Annotated in this window: 16 protein-coding genes; 6 read left to right on the top strand and 10 right to left on the bottom strand. The window is 72.6% G+C overall.

Going from position 1 to position 23,453, the window contains the following annotated elements; all coding sequences use genetic code 11:
* Nucleotides 1-269 precede the first annotated feature (269 nt).
* The 4 genes from ACWEQO_RS26295 (at nucleotide 270) to ACWEQO_RS26280 (ending at nucleotide 8,691) form a co-directional block, all read left to right on the top strand.
* Nucleotides 270-770 carry a DUF6912 family protein gene (locus ACWEQO_RS26295; RefSeq protein ID WP_452985464.1) on the top strand — a complete coding sequence of 167 codons (501 nt, stop codon included), beginning with the start codon at nucleotides 270-272 and terminating at the stop codon, nucleotides 768-770.
* A 55-nt stretch (nucleotides 771-825) separates the two neighbouring features.
* Nucleotides 826-1,491 carry an HAD family hydrolase gene (locus ACWEQO_RS26290; RefSeq protein ID WP_361461451.1) on the top strand — a complete coding sequence of 222 codons (666 nt, stop codon included), beginning with the start codon at nucleotides 826-828 and terminating at the stop codon, nucleotides 1,489-1,491.
* A 471-nt stretch (nucleotides 1,492-1,962) separates the two neighbouring features.
* Complete coding sequence (locus ACWEQO_RS26285; protein WP_361461453.1) at nucleotides 1,963-6,888, top strand: NAD-glutamate dehydrogenase; 4,926 nt, start codon at nucleotides 1,963-1,965, stop codon at nucleotides 6,886-6,888.
* Nucleotides 6,889-7,143: 255 nt separating this feature from the next.
* The gene (locus ACWEQO_RS26280; protein ID WP_452985478.1) at nucleotides 7,144-8,691 is read left to right on the top strand and encodes a hypothetical protein; all 1,548 of its coding nucleotides are present in this window, start codon (nucleotides 7,144-7,146) and stop codon (nucleotides 8,689-8,691) included.
* Between the two features lie 9 nt (nucleotides 8,692-8,700).
* Here ACWEQO_RS26280 and ACWEQO_RS26275 read toward each other — a convergent pair whose 3' ends face one another.
* From ACWEQO_RS26275 to ACWEQO_RS26260, 4 genes are all read right to left on the bottom strand, one after another.
* Nucleotides 8,701-10,425: a glycosyltransferase gene (locus tag ACWEQO_RS26275; RefSeq protein WP_452985463.1), complete on the bottom strand. Its 1,725-nt coding sequence runs from the start codon at nucleotides 10,423-10,425 to the stop codon at nucleotides 8,701-8,703.
* A complete protein-coding gene (locus tag ACWEQO_RS26270) occupies nucleotides 10,425-12,692 on the bottom strand; it encodes a CDP-glycerol glycerophosphotransferase family protein (RefSeq protein WP_452985462.1) in 2,268 nt (755 codons plus the stop codon). Before ACWEQO_RS26270 ends, ACWEQO_RS26275 begins: the two co-directional genes overlap by 1 nt.
* 99 nt (nucleotides 12,693-12,791) lie before the next feature.
* Nucleotides 12,792-13,721, bottom strand: a complete 930-nt coding sequence (locus ACWEQO_RS26265) for an ABC transporter ATP-binding protein (protein ID WP_452985477.1) — start codon at nucleotides 13,719-13,721, stop codon at nucleotides 12,792-12,794.
* Between the two features lie 61 nt (nucleotides 13,722-13,782).
* A complete protein-coding gene (locus tag ACWEQO_RS26260; protein WP_452985461.1) occupies nucleotides 13,783-14,712 on the bottom strand; it encodes an ABC transporter permease in 930 nt (309 codons plus the stop codon).
* Between the two features lie 261 nt (nucleotides 14,713-14,973).
* On the opposite strand from ACWEQO_RS26260, the gene ACWEQO_RS26255 reads away from it, so the two are divergent.
* Nucleotides 14,974-15,600, top strand: a complete 627-nt coding sequence (locus ACWEQO_RS26255) for a TetR/AcrR family transcriptional regulator (RefSeq protein WP_452985460.1) — start codon at nucleotides 14,974-14,976, stop codon at nucleotides 15,598-15,600.
* 10 nt (nucleotides 15,601-15,610) lie between these two features.
* Here the strand turns inward: ACWEQO_RS26255 and galE are convergent, their stop codons facing one another.
* From galE to ACWEQO_RS26240, 3 genes are all read right to left on the bottom strand, one after another.
* A complete protein-coding gene (gene galE, locus ACWEQO_RS26250) occupies nucleotides 15,611-16,591 on the bottom strand; it encodes a UDP-glucose 4-epimerase GalE (protein WP_361448779.1) in 981 nt (326 codons plus the stop codon).
* Nucleotides 16,592-16,651: 60 nt separating this feature from the next.
* Nucleotides 16,652-18,271 carry a glycosyltransferase family 2 protein gene (locus tag ACWEQO_RS26245; protein ID WP_452985459.1) on the bottom strand — a complete coding sequence of 540 codons (1,620 nt, stop codon included), beginning with the start codon at nucleotides 18,269-18,271 and terminating at the stop codon, nucleotides 16,652-16,654.
* Nucleotides 18,272-18,369: 98 nt separating this feature from the next.
* Entirely contained in the window at nucleotides 18,370-18,897 is a 528-nt protein-coding gene (locus tag ACWEQO_RS26240; RefSeq protein WP_361448785.1) for a MarR family winged helix-turn-helix transcriptional regulator, read from the bottom strand.
* A gap of 168 nt (nucleotides 18,898-19,065) precedes the next feature.
* Here ACWEQO_RS26240 and ACWEQO_RS26235 point away from each other — a divergent pair, with 168 nt between their 5' ends.
* Complete coding sequence (locus ACWEQO_RS26235) at nucleotides 19,066-19,479, top strand: organic hydroperoxide resistance protein (RefSeq protein WP_279335654.1); 414 nt, start codon at nucleotides 19,066-19,068, stop codon at nucleotides 19,477-19,479.
* Nucleotides 19,480-19,588: 109 nt separating this feature from the next.
* On the opposite strand, the gene ACWEQO_RS26230 is transcribed toward ACWEQO_RS26235, so the two are convergent.
* From ACWEQO_RS26230 to ACWEQO_RS26220, 3 genes are read right to left on the bottom strand one after another with little or no spacing between them, the layout of a single operon-like run.
* Nucleotides 19,589-20,512, bottom strand: coding sequence for a carbohydrate ABC transporter permease (locus ACWEQO_RS26230; RefSeq protein WP_452985458.1), 924 nt, complete (start codon nucleotides 20,510-20,512; stop codon nucleotides 19,589-19,591).
* Nucleotides 20,509-21,855, bottom strand: coding sequence for a carbohydrate ABC transporter permease (locus ACWEQO_RS26225; protein ID WP_452985457.1), 1,347 nt, complete (start codon nucleotides 21,853-21,855; stop codon nucleotides 20,509-20,511). The genes ACWEQO_RS26230 and ACWEQO_RS26225 overlap by 4 nt, the downstream gene beginning before the upstream one ends.
* Before the next feature lie 7 nt (nucleotides 21,856-21,862).
* Nucleotides 21,863-23,290 carry an ABC transporter substrate-binding protein gene (locus ACWEQO_RS26220; protein WP_452985456.1) on the bottom strand — a complete coding sequence of 476 codons (1,428 nt, stop codon included), beginning with the start codon at nucleotides 23,288-23,290 and terminating at the stop codon, nucleotides 21,863-21,865.
* Nucleotides 23,291-23,453 lie beyond the last annotated feature (163 nt).

The raw sequence follows: 23,453 nt of genomic DNA, 5'->3' as shown, positions 1-23,453 counted from the left end.
CTTGTACGGGGCGGCGGAGCGCGACGGCAAGACGCCGTGAGCCGTGTCGGGACGGCATCGGAATTCACTTATCCGAGTGAACGACGGCCCCTCGGCCCCGTACTGGAGCGGGCGCACCGGGTGAATCCCGGGCTCGGGGTGGACGCGGCCCCGGGGGCGGGCAGGGACCCGATGGGGGACGCCCGCACGTATCCTGAAGGCCCAGCCGGCCGGGTGCGACCACCCCTCGACGGAACGCCGGCGGACCTCCGACCAGGAAAGCGGCCGACATGCGCGTCTACGTCCCCCTCACCCTCCCGGGACTCGCCGAGGCGTACCGGACGGGTGAGCTGGGCGCGGGACCGTTCGCCGCCCACGCCGTGACGCCCGCGCTGCGCGAGTGGTACCGCTCCGAGGACGTCGAGGAGCTGGAGTACGCGGCACTGGGCGGTGCCGCGCTCGCCTCGCTGCGGCTGCTGGCGGCGGACGCCGCGGCGCCGCGGCGCCGGGTCGTGCTCGCCGTGGACGTGCCCGACCGGGCGGCCTCGGCCGATCCGGCCCCCGGCCCCGGCGCGGTGCGGGTCGACGGGCCCGTCCGGCTGGACAGGGCGGCGGCGGTGCACGTGGACGCTCCGGACGCGGAGGCGGACGTGGCGTCGGCCGCGGACGCGCTGCCGGCCGCGGACGGCGGGCACGACAGCGCCCAGGCCGTCGTGGACGGGGCGGAGGACCACGAACTGTTGTGGTACGCCACCCAGGAGATCCCGAACCTGCTGGGCCCGACGGCCTAGGGCTCCGAACGCGATGGGAGCCCGGTTGTCAGTGTCGGCGGGTACTTTTCCTTCCATGGGGATGCACACGGACGCGCACATCGTCTGGGACTGGAACGGCACGCTGTTCCACGACGTCGACGCGGTCATCGGCGCGACGAACGCGGCCTTCGCCGAGCTGGGCCTGGAGCCGCTCACGCTGGAGCGGTACCGGGAGCTGTACTGCGTGCCGGTGCCGAAGTTCTACGAGCGGCTGATGGGGAGGCTGCCGAGCGGGGCCGAGTGGGAGCTGATGGACGCCACCTTCCACCGGTACTACTCCGAACACCGGGTGCGGTGCGCGCTCGCCGAGGGCGCGGCCGAGCTGCTGGCGCAGTGGTCGGCGGAGGGGCGCAGCCAGTCGATCCTCAGCATGTACGGGCACGACGACCTCGTGCCGCTGGTCCGGGGCTTCGGCATCGAGCCGCACTTCATACGCGTCGACGGGCGGACCGGGCCGTCCGGCGGAGGCAAGGCGGAGCACATGGTGCGCCACCTCGGCGCGCTGACCGGTGTCGACCCGGCGCGCACGGTGGTGATCGGGGACGCCGCCGACGACGCGCTGGCCGCCCGGCACGTCGGGGCGAGAGCCGTGCTCTACACCGGCGGTTCGCACAGCCGGGCCAGCCTCGAAGCGGTCGGGGTGCCGGTGGTGGACACGCTGGCGGAGGCCGTCGTGGAAGCGGAACGCCTGGCCGGCTGATCACCGGCCCCCGCGTACCCGGCACCGGGCACCGCGGGCGCGCACTGTGCAGAACGTCCAAGTTCCACCCCGTGTTTTGTACACATACGGCTCATGACGGGCCCCCTGCGGGGGGCGATAGCCTGGGTGCCGTGATCAGCGCGATAGCTCGCGGGGACCTCGCAGTCCCCGCCGTGCGCCCGGAGAGCACGGAGGACATCCGTGGCCGGGCGGAACTCGCTGGTCCTCGCGGGCGGGAGGGGACCCGAAGGGTTCCGGAGACGCGCGGCACTCCCCGGGCGCGGACGCGGCAGAGAGCAGCGTCACACCCGGCGGGCGCGTCGAAGTCGGCAGAGAAGCCCCCGCTCGTCTCATCTTGCGGCATAGCGTCGGAACGGACCGGACAACCCGCGTCGTACCACCGCACCGCGAGCGCGGAGACGGTACTTCCTTCTACGTCACGCAACGGCGCGCGACAGGAGTCAGAGGACAATGCAGACCAAGCTGGACGAAGCAAAGGCCGAGCTGCTCGAAAAGGCCGCCCGGGTAGCTGAGAACAGCCCGGCCGGCGGGAAACTGCCGACCGGGACGACGGACAAGGGCATGCCCGACCGGGACACCGTGCTCGCGTTCCTCCAGCGCTACTACCTGCACACCGCCCCGGAGGACCTCCTCGGCCGCGACCCGGTCGACGTCTTCGGAGCAGCCTTCGCGCACTTCCGGCTGGCCGGGAACCGTCCCCAGGGCACGGCCAACGTCAAGGTCCACACCCCGACCGTCGAGGAGAACGGCTGGACCTGCAGCCATTCCGTCGTCGAGGTGGTCACCGACGACATGCCCTTCCTCGTGGACTCCGTCACCAACGAGCTGACCCGCCAGGGCCGGGGCATCCACGCCGTCATCCACCCGCAGATCGTGGTCCGCCGCGACCTCACCGGGCAGCTGATCGAGGTGCTCGCCACCCCGCCCGCCGGCGACCTCCCGCACGACGCCCACACCGAGTCCTGGATCCACGTCGAGATCGACCGCGAGACCGACCGCGGCGACCTCAAGCAGATCACCGCCGACCTGCTGCGCGTCCTGTCCGACGTCCGCGAGGCCGTCGAGGACTGGGGCAAGATGCGGCAGGCCGCCACCGACCTGGCCGAGGGACTGCCCGACGAACCCGTCCCCGGTGACGTGCCGGAGCAGCAGGTCGAGGAGGCCCGGGAGCTGCTGCGCTGGCTCGCCGACGACCACTTCACCTTCCTCGGCTACCGCGAGTACCAGCTGCGCGACGACGACTCCCTCGGCGCCCTCCCCGGCACCGGCCTGGGCATCCTGCGCGCCGACCCGCACCACGCCACTCCGGAGGGCCACCCGGTCAGCCCGTCCTTCGAGCGGCTGCCCGCCGACGCCCGCGCCAAGGCGCGCGAGCACAAGCTGCTCGTGCTGACCAAGGCCAACAGCCGGGCCACCGTGCACCGGCCGTCGTACCTGGACTACATCGGCGTCAAGAAGTTCGACGCCGACGGCAACGTGGTCGGGGAGCGCCGCTTCCTCGGACTGTTCTCCTCCGCCGCCTACACCGAGTCCGTCCGCCGGGTGCCGGTGATCCGCCGCAAGGTCGCAGAGGTCCTCGAGCAGGCCGGCTTCTCGCCGCACAGCCACGACGGGCGCGACCTGCTGCAGATCCTGGAGACCTACCCGCGCGACGAGCTCTTCCAGACCCCGGTCGACGAGCTCCGGGCCATCGCCACCTCGGTGCTCTACCTCCAGGAGCGCCGCCGCCTGCGGCTCTACCTGCGCCAGGACGAGTACGGGCGCTACTACTCCGCCCTCGTCTACCTCCCGCGCGACCGCTACACCACCGGGGTGCGCCTGAGGATCATCGACATCCTCAAGGAGGAGCTCGGCGGCATCAGCGTCGACTTCACCGCCTGGAACACCGAGTCGATCCTCTCCCGGCTGCACTTCGTGGTCCGCGTCCCGCAGGGCACCGAGCTGCGCCAGCTGTCCGACGCCGACAAGGAGCGCCTCGAGGCCCGCCTGGTCGAGGCCGCCCGCTCCTGGGCCGACGGCTTCGGCGAGGCGCTCACCGCCGAACTGGGCGAGGAGCGCGCCGCCGAACTGCTGCGCCGCTACGCGGGCGCCTTCGCCGAGGGCTACAAGGACGACCACAGCCCGCGCAGCGCCGTCGCCGACATCGTCCGGCTGGAACAGCTCGACGAGGAGAAGGACTTCGAGCTCAGCCTGTACGAGCCGGTGGGCGCGGCCCCCGAGGAGCGCCGCTTCAAGATCTACCGCCAGGGCGAGGCCGTCTCCCTGTCCGCCGTACTGCCCGTGCTCCAGCGGCTCGGCGTCGAGGTCGTCGACGAGCGGCCCTACGAGCTGCGCCGCGCCGACCACAGCGTCGCCTGGATCTACGACTTCGGGCTGCGGATGCCCAAGCTGTCCGGCGCCGAGCACCTCGGTGACGACGCCCGTGAGCGGTTCCAGGACGCCTTCGCCGCGACCTGGACCGGCAAGGCGGAGAACGACGGCTTCAACGCCCTCGTGCTGAGCGCCGGACTGGACTGGCGGCAGGCGACGGTGCTGCGCGCGTACGCCAAGTACCTGCGCCAGGCCGGCTCCACGTTCAGCCAGGACTACATGGAGGACACCCTCCGCAACAACGTCCACACCACCCGGCTGCTCGTCTCCCTGTTCGAGGCGCGGATGTCGCCGGAGCGGCAGGGCGCCGGGTTCGAACTGCTGGACGCCCTGCTGGAGGAGATCGACGCCGCCCTCGACCAGGTCGCCTCGCTCGACGAGGACCGCATCCTGCGCTCCTTCCTCACCGTGATCAAGGCGACGCTGCGCACCAACTTCTTCCAGCAGGCGGGCGACGGCCGTCCGCACGACTACATCTCCATGAAGTTCGACCCGCAGGCCATCCCCGACCTGCCGGCGCCGCGTCCTGCGTTCGAGATCTGGGTGTACTCGCCGCGGGTCGAGGGCGTGCACATGCGCTACGGCAAGGTGGCGCGCGGCGGCCTGCGCTGGTCGGACCGCCGGGAGGACTTCCGCACCGAGATCCTCGGCCTGGTCAAGGCACAGATGGTGAAGAACACCGTCATCGTGCCGGTCGGCGCCAAGGGCGGCTTCGTCGCCAAGCAGCTGCCCGACCCGTCCGTGGACCGCGACGCCTGGATGGCCGAGGGCGTCGCCTCCTACAAGACGTTCATCTCGGCGCTGCTGGACATCACCGACAACATGGTGGCCGGCCGGGTCGTGCCCCCGGTGGACGTCGTCCGGCACGACGGGGACGACAACTACCTCGTCGTCGCGGCCGACAAGGGCACCGCGCGGTTCTCGGACATCGCCAACGAGGTCGCCGCGTCCTACGACTTCTGGCTCGGTGACGCCTTCGCCTCCGGCGGCAGCGCCGGATACGACCACAAGGGCATGGGCATCACCGCCCGCGGTGCCTGGGAGTCCGTCAAGCGGCACTTCCGGGAGCTGGGCGTGGACACCCAGAGCCAGGAGTTCACCGCGGTCGGCATCGGTGACATGTCCGGTGACGTGTTCGGCAACGGCATGCTGCGCAGCGAGCACATCCGGCTGGTCGCCGCCTTCGACCACCGGCACATCTTCATCGACCCGAACCCGGACGCGGCCGTCGGCCACGCCGAGCGCCGCCGCCTGTTCGAGCTGCCGCGCAGCTCCTGGGCGGACTACGACACCGATCTGCTGTCGGCCGGCGGCGGTGTGTTCCCGCGCAGCGCCAAGTCCATCCCGGTCAACGCCCAGATCCGCGAGGCCCTCGGCCTCGACGAGAGCGTCACCAAGGCGACCCCGACCGACCTGATGAAGGCGATCCTCAAGGCGCCGGTGGACCTGCTGTGGAACGGCGGCATCGGCACGTACGTCAAGGCGTCCACCGAGTCCAACGCGGACGTCGGCGACAAGGCCAACGACGCCATCCGCGTCGACGGCAAGGACCTGCGGGTCGCCGTCGTCGGCGAGGGCGGCAACCTGGGCTTCACCCAGCTCGGCCGGATCGAGGCCGCGCTGCACGGCGCCCGGATCAACACCGACGCCATCGACAACAGCGCGGGCGTGGACACCTCCGACCACGAGGTGAACATCAAGATCCTGCTCAACGGCCTGGTCACGGACGGCGACATGACGGTCAAGCAGCGCAACAAGCTGCTCGCCTCGATGACCGACGAGGTCGGCCGGATGGTGCTGCGCACCAACTACGCGCAGAACACCGCCATCGCCAACGCCCTGGCCCAGTCCAAGGACATGCTCCACGCCCAGCAGCGCTTCCTGAAGCACCTGGTGCGCGAGGGCCACCTCGACCGGGCCCTGGAGTTCCTGCCCACCGACCGCCAGATCCGCGAGCGGCTGGCCGCCGGGCAGGGCCTGACCGGCCCGGAGACGGCCGTCCTGCTGGCGTACACGAAGATCACGGTCGCCGAGGAGTTGCTGCGCACCTCGCTGCCCGACGACCCGTACCTCAAGTCCCTGCTGCACGCGTACTTCCCGACCCCGCTGCGCGAGCAGTTCCTCGACCGGATCGACGGACACCCGCTGCGCCGCGAGATCACCACGACCGTCCTGGTCAACGACACGGTCAACACCGGCGGTACGACGTACCTGCACCGGATGCGGGAGGAGACGGGCGCGTCGCTGGAGGAGATCGTCCGGGCCCAGACCGCGGCCCGCGCGATCTTCCGTTCCGCCCTGGTGTGGGACGCCGTCGAGGAGCTCGACAACAAGGTCGACGCGGACGTCCAGACCCGGATCCGGCTGCACTCGCGGCGGCTGGTGGAGCGCGGCACGCGCTGGCTGCTCAACAACCGGCCGCAGCCGCTGGAGCTCGAGGAGACGGTGGCGTTCTTCGCCGAGCGCGTCGAGCAGGTCTGGTCGCAGCTGCCCAAGCTGCTGCGCGGCGCGGACCTGGAGTGGTTCCAGAAGATCTACGACGAGCTGACGGGCGTCGGCGTCCCCGGCGAACTCGCCACCCGGGTGGCCGGCTTCTCCTCCGCGTTCGCGGCGATCGACATCGTCTCGGTGGCCGACCACCTGGGCAAGGAGCCGCTGGACGTCGCCGAGGTGTACTACGACCTCGCCGACCGGCTGCGCATCACCCAGCTGATGGACAGGATCAGCGAGCTGCCCCGCGCGGACCGCTGGCAGTCCATGGCCCGCGCGGCGATCCGCGAGGACCTGTACGCGGCGCACGCGGCGGTGACGGCCGAGGTGCTGGCGCAGGGCAACGGAACGGCGTCACCGCAGCAGCGGTTCCAGGCGTGGGAGGAGAAGAACGAGGCCCTCCTGGGCCGGGCCCGCACCACTCTGGACGAGATCCGCAGCTCGGACACGTTCGACCTGGCCAACCTGTCCGTGGCGATGCGGACGATGCGCACGCTGCTGCGCCCGCACGCGTAGGCGGCGGCGCCGGTAGGGCACTGACGCACTCAGGGGTGTCCCGGAGCATCGGCTCCGGGACACCCCTGCGGTGTGCTCGGGGTGCCGTGGAGCCGGTGGGGTGTTAAGGCTCTGAGAGTGAGTGTCCGCCCCGCCCGATCCGGCCGATCCGGTCGGCCCGCCCGATCCGACCGTGCCGGCCGTTCTACCGGCACCCGGTGGTCCGGCCTGCCCGGGGGGACCGGCGGGCCGGGTGGGGCACCCCGGCCGGCGGACATCGCCCGGACCGCCGTCCAGATCGCCGCCGGGCTGGCCCTGGTCCTGCTGCTCGCGGTGATCGTCCGGCTCCCGTGGGCCGGCGACCTCGGCATGCACGCGGCGACCCTGCAACGCCTGCGGCACGACCTGGCCGACCCCGGCAACCCCCTGGTCGACGCGGACACGCAGAGCCCGTACTACTCGCCGTGGACCGTACTGCTCGGCGGCCTCGCCCGGCTGCCGGGACTGTCGGAGCTGTCGGTCTTCGCGGTGCTGCGGCTCGCCGCCCTGGCCGGACTCGTGCTGCTGGTGACCGGCGTATGGCGCTACGTACGGGCACTGACCGCACGCGAGACGGCTCGCGGTACCGGAACCGCTGCCGCGCACGGGCCCGGGACCGCGGCCGGGACTCCGGCCGCGTACGGGGCGGGGCCGCGGGCCGTCTTCGCGCTCGCCCTGCTGAGCCTGCTGTTCCTGTGGGGCACGACCCCGTTCCTGTGGAGCGGCTTCCCGGGGCTCCACTCGCTCGCGCTGACGGTCTCCTACCCGAGCACCCTCGCCCTCGGCCTCGCCTTCCACCTCTGGGCCTGGCTGACGGCCGCCCTGCGCCGCCGGGCCGGGTGGGGAACGTGGGCGGGGCTGGGCACGCTGTGGGCGGTGATCCTGCTGTGCCACCAGTTCACCGGCGTCGTGGCCACCATCGGCGCCCTCGCCACGGTGCTGTCGGCCCGGCCCGCGCGACTGCCGCGGGCGGTGTGGCCGCGGCTCGGCGCCGGACTGCTGCTGGGCGTCCTCGTGCTGTGGGCCTGGCCGTACTACGACTTCTTCGCGCTGACGGGCGCCGGCGCCGGGCTGGAACCGGTGCACCGGGAGCTGTACCGGGACCTGCCGGCCCGGTGCGGGCTCGTGCTGCTCGGCGTGGCCGCACTGGCGGTGCGCCGGCGGCGCGACCGGTGGGACCCGCTCGCGCTGTTCTTCGCGCTGGGCGCGCTGGTCTTCGCGGCGGGCCGGCTGAGCGGCCACCCCTCGTGGGGGCGCGCCCTTCCCGCCGCGCTGATCCCGGCACAGCTCGCGGCCGCCCTGGAGACGTTCGGGCCGGCGCGGCGCGCCCTGCGCGCCGGGTGGGCCGTCGTCCTGGCCGGTGCGCTGGCCGTCGGCGCGTGGGCGCAGGCCGGAGCGGTGGGTTACGTCGTCCCGCGCGAGGCGCTGCCCCGGGTGGTCGAGGCCCGGTACCAAGAGCCGTGGACGGGGTACCACTGGATGACACCGTGGGTGGAGTACGGGGACGTCGTCATGGCCGGGACGGAGCCGGCCCGCCGGATTCCCGCGTACGGGCCCTACACGGTCGCCCCCGGTTACCCCGACTTCTTCCTGCCGGACGAGAAACGCAGGGCGGCGGCCACGGAGCGGTACTTCGAGCCGGGCACGCCGCAGCGGGTGCGCCGGGGCATCGAGCGGGCGTACGGAGTGCGGTGGGTGGTGGACACGACGGGCACACTGCACGACACCGGGCTGCGGGCCGTGACCCGGGGACCGGAGGGCCAGACGCTCTACGCGGTGCGCTGACCGGACGCCTCACCGGCCCAGCGCGTTCACCACCGGGCGGGCCAGCCGCCGTACCACCGGGCCGGCCAGGCACTGTACCGCCGGACGGGTCACCCGGGCCGTCACCCCCACGGGCGCCCAGCGGATCTGCAGGCGGCCCGCGCCGTGGCCCTCCGGTTCGACGGTGACGCGGTGCGGGGCCGTGCCGCGACGGTACGGGAGGCGGGCGGTGAACGGGGGGAAGGCCAGGGGAGCCAGCAGGAGACCCGTGTTGTTCTGCCCCCGCAGGGTGAGGCGGAGCAGCGGATGGCGCACCCCGGCGAACCCGCCCACCGGCAGGGCGGCGGCCGCCAGGTCGAGGCCGACGCGGCCCTCGAAGACACCGGGGCGGACGGGGGAGAGGCGGAAGGGCGCGGTGAGGCAGCGCCGGCCGGGAGAGACGAGGAGGGTCGCGCGCTGCGGGCCGAACGGGAGGCGCAGCGCCGGATCGTAGGTGCGCACCGTCAGCCCGACCGATCCGCCGGGACCTCGGGCGATGTCCGTGATCTCGTGCCGGAACAGGGCGGTGGGGAAGGGGCGGGTGTCCGGTTCCAGGTCGGAGAGGTCCAGTTCGGCGCGGGCGGCGGCGGTCGCGGGAATCCGGTCGCCCCAGTAGGCACGGCCGTCCGGGCCCACGGTCAGCCGCCTCGGGGCGATGTCGTGGCCCAGGCCGCGGGCCGCCTGCCGGGCCTCGGACAGACGGCGGTCGCGGAGCAACTGGAGGACGACCCGTTCGGCGCGCGGGAGGCGGGCGTACGCGCCGGGCGACAGCGTCTCCAGGTACGGGTTCAGCAGGTCCGCGAAGGCCGCGAGCCACTCGTCGTCCCGGTGGGGCAGGTCGCCCGTGTACATCCGGACGTCGTGCTTGAGGAACTTGTGGTCCTTGTCCGCACGCAGCGACGCGTGCCCGCTCTCCACGAGGAAGGCGTCGATGAGGTGCTGGACGCGGACCCGGTCGCGGACGTTGGCCGGCTTGTGCCGCTGGTTGGAGATGGACGCCGACTCCCGGGCCGCGTAGGGCGCTATGTACCAGAGGTACACCGGCTCCGGGACGATCGTGAACCTCCTCGCCAGGCAGTACGCCTGCGCCGAGAACAACTGGTCCTCGTAGTGGATGCCCTCGGGGAAACGCAGGCCGTGCCGGTCGAGGAAGGCCCGGGAGTACATCTTGCCGGTCGACAGGTGCTCGAAGAACAGCCGCGGATCGGCCTCGATGCCGTCGAGGGTGCGGCGTTCGCGCACCAGGTGCGGCATCCAGGTGGAGCGGCGGCCGGTGTCGGTGCGGATGCGTCGGACCGCGCCCATGGCGAAGTCGATGTCCCGTTCGCGGTGGGCGGCGAGCAGCAACGCCACGGCGTCCGGGGGGAGTTCGTCGTCGCTGTCGAGGAACACCAGGTACGGCGCGCGGGCGGTCTCCAGGGCGCGGTTGCGGGGCGCGCTGCAGCCGCCGCTGTTGTACGGCAGGCGCAGGTACCGGATGCGCGGGTCCGCGGCCGCCAACCGCCGTGCCACCTGCGGGGTTTCGTCCGTCGAGTGGTCGTCGCTGATGACGATCTCGAGATCGCGGTGGGTCTGCCGGCGGACCGACTCGACCGCGCGGGGGAGGCGTTCGGCGTCGTTGTGGACGATGACCGTCACGGTGACGTCGGGTACGGGGGACGCCTCGGGCGCACCGGGCGCTTCTCGAGGTCCGCGCTCCTCGGCAGGTGGCTTCATCAGGAGCTCGCCTCCTCGGGGTCGGGCGCCGGGGTGCGCTCCTCCAGGGGCAGCACCGGCGGCAGCGACTCCTCGTCCTGGCCGAGGAAGACCCGGCGTACGACGCGTTCGGCGGCGCGGCCGTCGTCGTACTCGCAGAACCGGCGCCGGAAGACGGCCCGCGCCTTCGCCGCGCTCGCGTCGCGCCAGGCGTCGGTGGTGAGGATCCCGGTCAGCTCCTCCTGGCTCCGGGCCACCGGACCCGGCGCCTCGGCCGTCAGGTCGAAGTAGACGCCGCGCGTCTGCCGGTAGACGTCCCAGTCGTCGGCGTGGATCACCAGGGGGCGGTCCAGGTTGGCGTAGTCGAACATGATCGACGAGTAGTCGGTGACCAGCAGGTCGGCGGCCAGGCACAGCTCCTCGACCGGGTCGTAGGAGGAGACGTCCACGATGCGGGCGCCGCGGCCGCCGCGCCGCAGCGAGGTGAGGGGGGAGGCGGTCCCGGCGCCTCCGTCGTAGAAGTAGTGGCCTCGCACCAGCAGGACGGTGTCCTCGCCGAGGCGGTCGGCGAGGGCGGCGAGGTCCAGGTGGGGGACCCAGTCGGCCTCGTAGTCGCGGTGCGTGGGCGCGTACAGCAGGGCCCGGCGGCCGGGGGCGATGCCGAGGCGTTCGCGGATCGCGCGGACGTCGTCGGCGCCGGCCGTGTAGTAGACGTCGTTGCGCGGATAGCCGTAGTCGAGCGAGACATGGCGGGACGGGTACGCCCGCTGCCACATGCGGGTGGTGTGGCTGTTGCCGGAGAGGCTGTAGTCCCACTTGTCGACGCGCTCCAGCAGGGCCTGGAAGTCCAGGCCCCGGGCGGCGGCCGGGAACGGCATCTGGTCCACGCCCATGCGCTTGAGCGGGGTGCCGTGGTGGGTCTGGAGGTGGACGGCGTCGGGGCGTTTGACCACGGAGTCCGGGAAGTTGACGTTGTTGACGAGGTACTTCGCGGTGGCGAGCACCTCCCCGTAGCGGCGGGTGCCGGGCACCACGTGGTCCGTGCCGGGCGGGAGCAGGGCGGCGTTGCGGGCGGTCACCACCCACACCGGGTGGATCCACGGGGCGAGTTCGCCGAGCTCGGCGGCGATCGCGGCCGGATTGCAGGCGACACCGCGGTTCCAGTACGCCGAGAACACCGCCAGCTCCGGGTCGACGGGGCGGCGCAGGGCCCGGCGGTAGTGGTGGTCGCCGAGCAGGGTGCCGAGCCGCCGCCCGCCGGTGCGCGCCGCGGACCCGGCGGCGCGGCGGGTCCGGTGGGCGGCCCGGAGGGCGCGGTACCGGGTGTAGGCGCCCTCCTCGAGCAGCGAGCGCCGGACGCCCTCGAGGCCGGCCGGGCGCTGGTGGTCCTCGGGGCGGTGCCGTACGGCGGCCAGGGAGGCGCGGCGGAAGAACTCCCGGGCGACCGGATCGGGCATGCCGCCGCGGGCGAAGGTGCGCAGACAGTCGCCGACCATGATCTCGTACAGCACGTCGTGGACGGCGGGGCGGTGGTCACCGGCGAGGCCGAGGAGGGCTTCGTAGTGCTCGACGAGGGCGTGGCGCTGCTCGGGGGTGACCGGGGGGAGCGCGGCGGGACGCAGCTGCCGGTCCTCGTGGGCGACGCGGGGCAGACAGGCGACGCGGTCGGCGAGCAGGAGGGCGGCGCGGGCGGCGTACGGCTCGTCGAACGGGGTGGCGGCCGGGGTGCCGAGGGTGGTGAGCCGGGTGCGGTGGGTCCGCCAGAAGGCGGCGCGCAGGACGCGGTTGCCGAGCAGCGGGGTGAGGCGCAGCAGGCGCGCGCAGTCGTCGAGGGCGAGGTCGGCGCGGCCCGCGTGGACGAGCAGGGGGCCGTCGGGGGAGGGCAGGCCGGAACTGCGCCAGGTGCTGCGGACGTGGTCCAGGAGCAGGACGTCCACGGTCCCGGGGAGCCGGGCGAGGTGCTCGGCGACGGTCCGCGGGCCGCCGGGCGGCAGGCCGTCCTTGGCGCGGACGAAGTGCAGCCAGCGGCCGGCGGCCAGGTCCGCCCCCGCCGCCCGGGCCGCCGCGTCGGAGGTGCCCTCGGGCAGGGGCAGCACCTGGACGTCGGGGGTGTGCCGTTCGGCTGTCTCCCGGGCCCAGTCGCCCACGGCGGCGACGATGATCTCGACGTCCGGGGAGGGGGAGGTGTCCGAGGGGGCGAGGGCGGTGGGGGAGCAGAGGGAGCCGAGGAGGCCGGTCAGATGGTCCTGGGTGTTCGGCCCGTGGACGATGACGCTGAGCTCGGGCATCTCGGGGCTCCTTCGTCTCGTCACCGATCCGGGCGTTCCCTTCGGTCATATTGGCATCAATACGGCGAAGGGGCCGCCCGGAGACGGACGAGCGGCGCCTCAGGAGGGAGCGGTGCCGGCCTTCGGCCCGGTCACCGTCGTGGGCCCGGTCGCGGCCTTCGGTTCGGCCTCGGCCTCCGGCTCGGCCTCGGCCTCCGGCTTGGTCTCGGCCTCCGGCTTGGTCTCGGCCTTGGGCTTGGGTTTCGGTTTGGGCTTGCGGGCCTTGTCCGGACCGCCGGTGAACGCCTCGTACTCCTTGAGCACCTCGTCGGTGGGCCCGTCCATCCGCAGCTCACCGCGCTCCAGCCACAGCACGCGCTCGCAGGTGTCCCGGATCGACTTGTTGCTGTGGCTGACCAGGAAGACGGTGCCGGCCTCCTTGCGCAGCTCCCGGATGCGCGCCTCGGACCGCTTCTGGAAGGAGCGGTCGCCCGTGGCCAGCGCCTCGTCGATGAGGAGGACGTCGTGGTCCTTGGCGGCGGCGATGGAGAAGCGCAGCCGGGCGGCCATGCCCGAGGAGTAGGTGCGCATCGGCAGGGTGATGAAGTCGCCCTTCTCGTTGATCCCGGAGAAGTCGACGATCTCCTGGTAGCGCTCCTTGATCTGCTCGCGGGACATGCCCATGGCAAGCCCGCCGAGATGGACGTTCCGCTCGCCCGTCAGGTCGTTCATCAGGGCGGCGTTGACGCCGAGCAGGGAGGGCTGGCCGCCGGTGTAGATCCGGCCGTTCTCCACCGGGAGCAGTCCGGCGACGGCCTTGAGCAGGGTCGACTTGCCCGAGCCGTTGGTGCCGATCAGGCCGATGGCCTCGCCCCGGTAGGCGACGAAGGAGACCCCGCGCACGGCGTGCACCCTGCGCACGCCCCGCGCCGCGTCGTCCTTGCCCCGCCGGAGCATGCGGCTCAGCGCCGCCGTGGCGCTGCCCTTGCCGCCCTTGGCCCCGTTGACCCGGTAGACGATGTCGACGCCGTCGGCGATGACGGTGGGAATCTTCTCGCCGGTGTTTCCGGCGTTGACAGTGTTGTCAGCGTTGTCAGCGTTGTCAGTGTTGTCAGCCACGACCGTAGGTCTCCTCGGCCTTCCAGAAGTAGACGAAACCGACCACCCCGACCAGCAGCGCCCAGCCCACCGCGAACGCCCACACATGCGGCGGCAGATACGAGGACCCGTACCCGTCGATCAACGCGAACCGCACCAGGTCCATATAGACCGCGGCCGGATTCCACTGCAGCACGTCGGCCAGCCAGCCCGGCACCTCCTTGTCCGCCAGCATCGCCGGGATGCTGAACATCACCCCCGAGGCGTACATCCAGGTGCGCAGCACGAACGGCATCAGCTGGGCCAGGTCCGGCGTCCGGCTGCCCAGCCGGGCGAAGAACAGCGCCAGCCCGGCGTTGAAGACGAACTGCAGCGCCAGCGCGGGCACCACCAGCAGCCAGGACAGCGCCGGCGGGCTGCCGAACGCCAGCACCACCACCACCAGCACCACCAGCGAGAACAACAGCTGCTGCAGCTGCTGCAGCGCGAAGGAGACCGGCAGCGCGGCGCGCGGGAAGTGCAGCGCCCGCACCAGCCCCAGGTTGCCGGAGATGGCCCGCACCCCGGCCAGCACCGAGCTCTGGGTGAAGGTGAACACGAACACCCCGGTCACCAGGAACGGCACGTAGATATCGTGCGGGATGCCCCTCCGGGCGCCCAGCAGCAGCCCGAAGATGAAGAAGTACACCGCCGCGTTCAGCAGCGGGGTGGCCACCTGCCACAGCTGGCCCAGCCTGGCCTGGCTGTACTGCGCGGTCAGCTTGGCCCGGGAGAAGGCCAGGATGAAGTGCCGGCGCGCCCACAGCCGGCGGACGTACCGGGGCAGCGACGGCCGGGCGCCGCTGACCGTCAGCCCGTACCGGGCGGCGAGCGCCGGGAGGTCGTCCTCGACCGGGACCGGGCGGGCCGGTGGGGAAGGCGGTGTGTGGAGGGCCTGACTCACATCCGCTTCTTTCGCTAGGGGGTGGGGGTGGGGGCGGCGATGCGATGCCGTGTTCCGCCCGGTGTTCCCCGCACGCCTTCGCGCGTTCACTTGCGTCGGGACGGGACCGTATCGTCGCAACGCGAGCGTAGGGCGAACGCACGTCGGAACGCAACCGTTCCGTCGTGGCGGCCGAGGGTGCGGCGCCGTTCTGTGCCGGATCGGTGTACGTCCTGGCGTCAGAACGGGTCCGTATCGTCGTCACGCCCTATGCTGGGCCGCATGACGACCAACGCCGACGAGCCCCAGCCGCGTCCGCGCCGCAGGGCCCCCGCCGGGGCCGCCGTCCTGCGGGAGGACGTGACGGAGGCCATCCGGGCGGCCGTCTTCGAGGAACTCGCGGCCGTCGGCTACGCGCGGATGTCCATCGAGGGGATCGCGCGCCGCGCGGGCGTCGGCAAGACCGCGGTGTACCGCCGCTGGCGCTCCAAACTGCACCTGGTCCTCGACCTGGTCTCCGCCATCGCCGTGCAGGGGCTGCCCGCGCCGGACACCGGCTCCCTGGAGGGCGACCTGCGGCTGCTGTACGAGGTCACCTCACGCGCCCTGCGCCACCCGGTCGCCTCGCAGATCCTCCCCGACCTCCAGGCCGAGGCCGCCCGCAACCCCGACATCGCCGAGGCACTCCAGAAGGCGCTGCGGGAGGGCCAGGACGGGGTCGCCCGGGGCGTCGTCACGGCGGCGCAGGAGCGGGGCGAGGTCCGCCCCGACGTCGACCACGCCCTGGCCCTCGACCTGATCTCCGGCCCCCTGTACTGGCGCTCGGTGGTCATCCGCAACCCGAAACTCCCGAAGAACTACCTGCCCGCCCTCGCCCGCGCCACGACGGCGGCCCTCAAGGCGCTGTGAGCGGGAGCGGTCACGCCGGCGGGTGGAGGCGGAGCCAGCCCCGCCAGGCTGAGGTGATCATGTCGTCGACGGTGTGGCGGGCCTTCCAGCCGAGTTCGGTGGCGGCGCGGTCGGCGGAGGCGACGACGCTCGCCGGGTCCCCGGGTCGGCGGGGGGCGACCGCGGGCGGCAGGTCGTGGCCGGTGAGGGCGTTGATGCGGTCGATCATGCCCCGGACGGAGACGCCCTCGCCGCGGCCGATGTTGAGGGTGAGGTCCCGGCCGGGGGCGGCGCGCAGGGCGCGGGCCGCGGCCACGTGGGCCTCGGCGAGGTCGACCACGTGGATGTAGTCGCGGACACAGGTGCCGTCCGGGGTCGGGTAGTCGTCGCCGAAGATGCGCGGGGACGCCTGCGCGGTGAGCTTCTCGAAGACCATGGGGACGAGGTTGGAGACGCCCGTGTCGGCGAGGTCCGGGCTCGCGGCGCCCGCCACGTTGAAGTAGCGCAGGGAGGCCGTGGACAGGCCGGTGGCCCGGCCCGCCGCGCGGACCAGCCACTCGCCGGCCAGCTTCGTCTCCCCGTACGGGGACATCGGCGCGCAGGGGGTGTCCTCGGTCACCAGCTCGGCGGCGGTCTCCGGCATGCCGTACACCGCGGCCGAGGACGAGAAGACGAAGGACGACACGGCGCCGGCCGCCGTCACCGCCTCCAGCAGGACGCGCAGGCCCTCGACGTTCTCCCGGTAGTAGAGCAGGGGAAGTTCCACCGACTCGGCGACCTGCTTCTTCGCCGCGAGGTGGACGACGCCGGTGACCTCGTGGTCGGCGAGGGCGCGGGCCACCCGCTCGCCGTCCAGGGTCGAGCCGACCACCAGCGGCACTCCGTCCGGCACCCGGTCGCAGACGCCGGTGGACAGGTCGTCGTAGACCACCGTCCGCTCGCCCGCCTCGGTCATCGCCCGTACGACGTGCGCCCCGATGTAGCCGGCGCCGCCGGTGATCAACCATGTCATGTGCGGACGTCCCCTCGTCGTTGGCCCGCGGCGGGTGTGGTTCCCGCCGTCCCCCGGATCCTAATGAAGCAGGCGCCGCAGTCTCCCGCGGACGACCGAGACGGCGCCGCGTGCGCCGAGCGCGACCCGCAGGGCCAGTGAGCCCGAGTGGGTGGCGTACGGCCGGACCAGCACCACGCCGTGCCGGGCGCTCGGCACCGCGCGGCGGCGCAGCAGACCGGGGCCCGCACACGCGTGCGCGGTGACCTCGCGGCTCGAGCCGTCACCGAAGCGCACCCGCAGGCGCAGGTCCCAGGCGCCGGCGCCGAGCGCGGCCAGCCGGGCCGGCCGGACGGTCGTCTCGGCGGACCAGCCGCCCCCGGCCGCCGCCCGCAGCGGCACCGTGCACGTCCTCCTGCCGCCGCCGTCCCGGTGCCGCCACTCGATCTCCAGCTCCGAGGGGTGCGCCCGCTCCAGCAGGCCGTACAGCTCGTGCAGGTGAAGGCGCAGGTCCAGGTGCAGGCGGGCGGTACGGGTGCGGGGGCGCAGCTCCGCGTCGACGGCGAGCGGCAGTCGGGTCACGGGACGGGCCGACAGGGGTTCCAGGGTGATCCCGGGCAGGTCGGCGGACCAGCAGGGCGTGCCGTCCGCCGTGCGGGGGTAGGGCGGGCACAGCCGCGCCGGGCGGCCCGCCAGTTCCTGGAGGCGGGGCAGGTCGCGCGGCTCGGGGGAGGCCAGCAGGACCCGCCCGATCAGCCGGCCGGGCGCGACCGGGTCGCGGGCCCAGTCGGCCGCGTCGTACTCGGCGAGGAACGTCCGCGTGTGCGCCCACCACGCACGCCGGTGGTCCGCGTCGTGCAGCCGCAGCTCCCGCACGTACATGCGCAGCTCGTGGTCGAGGAACTTGGCCCGCGCCGCCCGCGCCAGCTCCTTCTGCCCGGCGGCCAGCAGGATCTCGTACGCCGTGCGGCACGCGCGGGTGCGGTCCCGCCAGTTGTCGAGGCCCGCGCGGTCCAGCGAGATCGACAGCCGCCGGGCGGACCGGCGCACCTGCCAGACGTAGACCCGGTCCGGGACCAGGGCGATGCGCGGGGCGGCGGCCCACAGGCGCGCGGTGAAGACGAAGTCCTCGTAGGGGAAGCGCCCCTCGGGGAAACGGATGCCGTGCGCGCGCAGGAACGCCGTCGCGTAGAGCTTGTTGACGCAGAGGGTGTCGTGCACCAGGCGGGGACGCCGGGCAGGGTGCGGGAGCACCCGGGGCGCCGCGTACAGGCCGGGCTGCCAGGGCACCTCGCGCCCCGACGGCAGCTCGCGGCGCACGCACAGCCCGCCGGTGACGTCCGCGTCCGCCGCCCCCGCCGCGCCGAGGAGCGCGTCCACGGCACCGGGCGGGAGGACGTCGTCGCTGTCCAGGAACATCACGTACGGCGAGGCCGCCGCGTCGAGTCCGGTGTTGCGCGGGGAGCCGCAGCCGCCGCTGTTGGCGCGGTGCCGGATCAGCCGGAGGCGGGTTTCGGTCCCGGCCAGCCGGGCGAGCAGGCCCGCGCTGCCGTCCGTCGAGCAGTCGTCGACGGCCACGACCTCGCGCACGGCCGGTCCCTGCGCGAGCGCCGAGCGCACGGCGTCGGTCACATGGGCGGCGTCGTCGTGGCCTATCACCACGACGGTGACGCCGGTGGCGGCGGTCCGGTGGGGGTGCATGGGCCTCCCCTGGGGCTCGGGTGACTGGTCACTGACCTTTTGCCCGTTAAGTGGCCCTTTGTACCCTTGTGTTCGCCGCGACGGCGCCGAGGTGGCCCTCAGGCGCCGTTCGCCGCCGCCGCGTCCAGTGCGGCGGTGAGCCGGTCGAGGCGGGCCCGCAGGGACTGGATCTCGTCGATCTCGAAACCGGTCGCGGCGACGATCCGGCGCGGGACGTCCCGGGCCCGCTCGCGCAGCGCGGCGCCCTCCTCGGTGGGCCGCACCTCCACCGAGCGCTCGTCGCGCGCGCTGCGCTCCCTGCGCACCAGACCGGCCGCCTCCAGCCGTTTGAGCAGCGGGGACAGGGTGCCGGAGTCGAGCCGCAGGTGTTCGCCGAGCTTCTTGACGGGCAGCGTGCCGTGCTCCCAGAGGGCCAGCATCACCAGGTACTGGGGATAGGTGAGGCCGAGGTCCTTGAGGGCCACCCGGTACACGCCGTTGAAGGCGCGCGAGGTGGCGTGCAGGGAGAAGCAGATCTGCCGGTCGAGGCGGAGCCAGTCGTCGGCGGAACCGGGCGGCGGGGCACCGGTCGGGTCCGGGGCCGACGGCAAAGGAGCGGCCGGCGGAAGGCTCGGGGTCGGTGTCATGGCTCCAGGGTAGCCCTTTCGGGCCATTTGATTGTGTGCAATTCAATTGTGTGCTGTACTTGTAGTCGTGCGACGGTCGGGGCCCTCGGAGTTCTTGGAGTTCTCGGAGTCTTCGGAGACAGAGGCCCGGCCGGTCGCCCGACCACGACTCGAGAGGGAAGGTTCCCCATGGACGCGCTCTACACCGCTGTCGCCACCGCCACCCACGGCCGCGAGGGCCGCGCCGTCACCTCCGACGGCAAGCTGGACCTCGGTCTCAGCGCCCCCGTGGAGCTGGGCGGCAGCGGCGAGGGCACCAACCCGGAGCAGCTGTTCGCCGCCGGTTACGCGGCCTGCTTCGGCAGCGCGCTCGGCCTGGTCGGCCGGGCGGCGAAGGTCGACGTCAGTGAGGCCGCGGTGACCGCCGAGGTCGGCATCGGCAAGGAGGGCGAGGGCTTCGCGCTCGCCGTGACGCTGCGCGTCGAGCTGCCCGACACGGTGGACGAGGAGACCGGACGCAAGCTGGTAGAGCAGGCCCACCAGGTCTGCCCCTACTCCAACGCCACCCGCGGCAACGTCCCGGTCGACCTCGTCATCGAGTGACCGAGTAGCCGAGCGGCCGAGTAGCCGAGCGGCCGAGTGATCGAGGAACGGGCCCGGGGCCCTGTGTGCCGAGCCCCGGGTCCGTCATCCGACTCCGCCTCCGCGCGGCTCACTTCACGGCGCCCGCCATCACACCGGAGACGAACTGCCGCTGGAAGGCGAAGAACACGGCCAGCGGGATCACCATCGAGATGAACGCGCCCGGCGCCAGCACGTCGATGTTGTTGCCGAACTGCCGTACCTGTGTCTGCAGGGCGACCGTGATCGGCTGGTTCCCGGAGTCCGTGAAGATCAGCGCGACCAGCATGTCGTTCCACACCCACAGGAACTGGAAGATGCCCAGCGAGGCGATGGCCGGCCCGGCCAGCGGCATCACCACCCGGGCGAACAGGCGCAGTTCACCCGCGCCGTCCAGCCGGGCCGCCTCCAGCAGCTCCTTCGGGATCTCCGCGAAGAAGTTCCGCAGCAGGAACACCGCGAACGGCAGACCGAAGCCGACGTGGAACAGCACCACCCCGGCCAGCGAGCCGAAGACGCCGAGGCTGCCGAAGAGTTCGGCGATCGGGATCAGCGCCACCTGCACCGGCACCACCAGCAGCCCCACCACACCGAGGAACCACCAGTCCCGGCCCGGGAACTCCATCCAGGCGAAGGCGTATCCGGCGAGCGAACCGATCACCACCACCAGCACCGTCGCCGGGACGGTGATGTACGCCGTGTTCAGCAGGGAGCCGGTGATGTCGCCGTTCTCCAACAGGGCCTCGTAGGCGCCGAAGGTGAGCTGCGAGGGCTCGGTGAACACCGTCCACCAGCCGTCGGAGGCCATGTCCTCGGGGGTGCGCAGACTGGCCAGCAGCAACCCGATCGTCGGGACCAGCCAGAACATCCCGACGACGATCAGGAACGCCTGGACCAGCCCCCCGCCGACCCGGTCGGCGATCCGGGAGGCGAGTGAACGGGAGTTCGGCGGACGCGACTTGACCGGCCGCCGTGTCCCGGCCGGCCGCCGCGTCTCGGGCGGACGTGAGCTCATCGCCTGACCTCCCGCCTCAGCCGCCGCACGTTGAACCACATCACCGGGATCACCAGGAGCAGCAGGAACACCGCGATCGCGCTGGCGACGCCCGGCTGGTCCTCGGAGAAGCCCTTGCGGTACAGCTCCAGCGCGAGGACGTCGGCGTCGTCCTGGGAGGAGCCGGGGGCGATGATGAAGACCAGGTCGAACACCTTCAGCACGTTGATCATCAGGGTGACGGTGACGACCGCGAGCACCGGCGCCAGCAGGGGCACCGTGACCCGTCTGAACACCTGCCACTCGTTGGCTCCGTCGACCCGCGCGGCCTCCAGCAACTCCCTCGGCATGCCCGCGAGTCCGGCCGCGATCAGCACCATCGCGAAGCCCGCCCACATCCAGATGTACGAGCCGATGACGGCGGGCGTGACCAACGCCGGGCCCAGCCAGTCCAGGCCGTTGTACGGCTCCTTGAAGTTGCCCGCCGGAAGCCGGAGGTGTGCCCCGTCCGCCTTGGCCGACAGGGAGAACGTGCCGTCGGCCGCCGCCGTGGCCGTCTCCACCACCGTGCCGTCCCGGACCGCCTCGATCCTCATGCCGGGGTAGCCCAGCTCGTCGGCGTCGACGCCGTTCAGCGTGCCGACGCCCTTGCCGCGGGTGAAGTCCTGCCAGGTCGTGCCGGTGATCCGGTCCGGCTCCGGCTCCGGCACGGCCGCCCGCTCGGCGTCGTCCGGGATCAGGTCGGGGGCGACACCGACCAGCGGCAGCGTGACGGTGTCGCCGACGCGCACCGTCCCCTTGGTGACGAAGGCGCCCCCGCCGGCCGCCTCCAGCGGCGACTCGCGGCCCGGGTGCGCCTTCGGGTACGCCGACGACTCGGCGAAGGTGTCGTGCACCCCCACCCACACCGCGTTCGCGACGCCCTTGTCCGGGTCCTGGTCGTACACCAGGCGGAAGATGATGCCCGCCGCCAGCATCGAGATCGCCATCGGCATGAAGACGACCAGCTTGAACGCCGTGCCCCAGCGGATCCGTTCGGTCAGCACCGCGAAGACCAGACCGAGCGCGGTGGCGACCGTCGGCGCGAACACCACCCAGATGACGTTGTTCTTCAGGGCGGTGCGGATGCCGTCGTCGGTGAACAGGGCCCGGTAGTTGTCGAGTCCGGCGAAGCCGTCGCCGGACTGGTCGTAGAAGCTGCGGATGACGGAGTACCCGATCGGGTAGACCACGAGCGCACCGAGCAGCAGCAGCGCGGGCAGCAGGAACAGCGCCGCGACGGTCCTGCGGGTGCCGGTGACGCTCCTGCGCGACGTGGGGGCGGCAGGGGTCTCGGGGACCCCCGCCGCCGTGTCCGAGGTCATCGCCGGATCAGTCCCCGTACGCCGCGGCCGCGTCGGCCTCCAGCTTCGCCTGCGTCCCCGCGATGTCCTTCGGGTTCTTCAGGAAGTCCTGCAGCGCCTTCCACTCGCCCTTGCCGGGTGTGCCGCCGAACGCCTGCGGAGCCTGGTCGGACATGTCGAAGCGGAAGTCGTCCCCGGCGTCGATGAGCGCTTTGGCCATCTTCTGCTGCACCGCGTTCGGATACGCCGAGTTCGGCACGTTCCTGTTCGGCGAGAGGTAGCCGCCCAGCTTCGCCTGGACGACGGCCGCGTCCGGGGAGGCGAGGAAGGTCGCCAGGGCCTGCGACGCCTCGGAGTCCTTCAGGATCACGGCCGCGTCGCCGCCGGACACCACGGGCGGGCCGTCACCGACCGCGGGGAACGGGAACACCTTCGCGTCCGTGCCGACCTTCGCCTTGGTCTCACCGATGTTGACCTGCACGAAGTCGCCCTCGTAGACCATGCCGGCCTTGGGCTGGTCACCGCCGGTGAACGTCTGCGTCACGGAGGCCGGGAACTCGGTCTGCAGCGCGCCGCTCGGGCCGCCCGCCACGTAGTCCGGCTTGCCCCAGATCTCCGCCAGGGTGGTCAGCGCCTCCTTCACGGAGGGATCCGTCCACTTGATCTCGTGCGCGGCGAGCCGGTCGTACTTCTCCGGGCCCGCCTGGGAGAGGTAGACGTTCTCGAACCAGTCGGTCAGCGTCCAGCCGTCGGCGCCGCCGATCGAGAACGGGGTGACGCCGGAGTCGTAGACCGTCTGCGCCGCGGTGAGCAGTTCGTCCCACGTCTTGGGCTCGCTCGCGCCCGCGTTCTCGAAGACCTTGGTGTTGTACCAGATCAGCGACTTGTTGGCGGCCTTGTAGTAGACGCCGTACGGCTTGCCGTCGACCGTGCCGATGTCCTGCCAGCCCCGCGAGTAGTTCTCGGCGAGCTCCGCCCGCGCCTCGGCGCCCAGCGGCTTGGCCCAGCCCTTCTCCACGGCCTGCTTGATGGCGCCCGGCTGCGGCAGCAGCGCCACGTCGGGCGGGGCGCCGCCCGCGATCTTCGACCCGAGGAAGTTGACGATGGGGTCCTGGGCGGGCACGAAGGTCACCTTCGCGCCGGTGCGCTTCTCGAACTCCGCCAGGACCTTCTTGAAGTTGGCCTGTTCGGTGCCGGTCCACACGGCGGCGACCTCGAGGCTCTCACCGTCCAGCCGGGGGAGCGTGACGGTGGCCGCGGTCTCGTCCGGGGTGCCGTCCGGGCCGTCGTCGCTGCCGTTGTCGTCGCCCCCTCCGCACGCGGTGAGCGAGACCGCGAGGACACCCGCGACGACGGCGGCGGATGTTCTCGCCGCCCTGCCGGTGCGGGGAGTCGGCGTTTTCGTGGGTGTGCCGGGCGACCTGCGTATGCGGATGATTCTGCTCGTCCTGCGCATCACTGCCCCGTTCTTCGTACCTCGTCGAACGTCGAGCGCTGTCCCGTGGGCTCTGTGTACGCCCGGGAGGACGGGGCGGCAAGACCGCCTCCCGCGTCAAGTCCGGGATCGTGACCGCGTCGTGACTCTCCGGGGCCGTGGGGCGCCGGATCGGGGCACGCCG

It is taken from the genome of Streptomyces sp. NPDC004051, assembly GCF_053604275.1.
The sequence above is the reverse complement of the archived record's forward strand: the minus strand, read 5'-3'. Positions and strand labels throughout refer to the sequence as shown.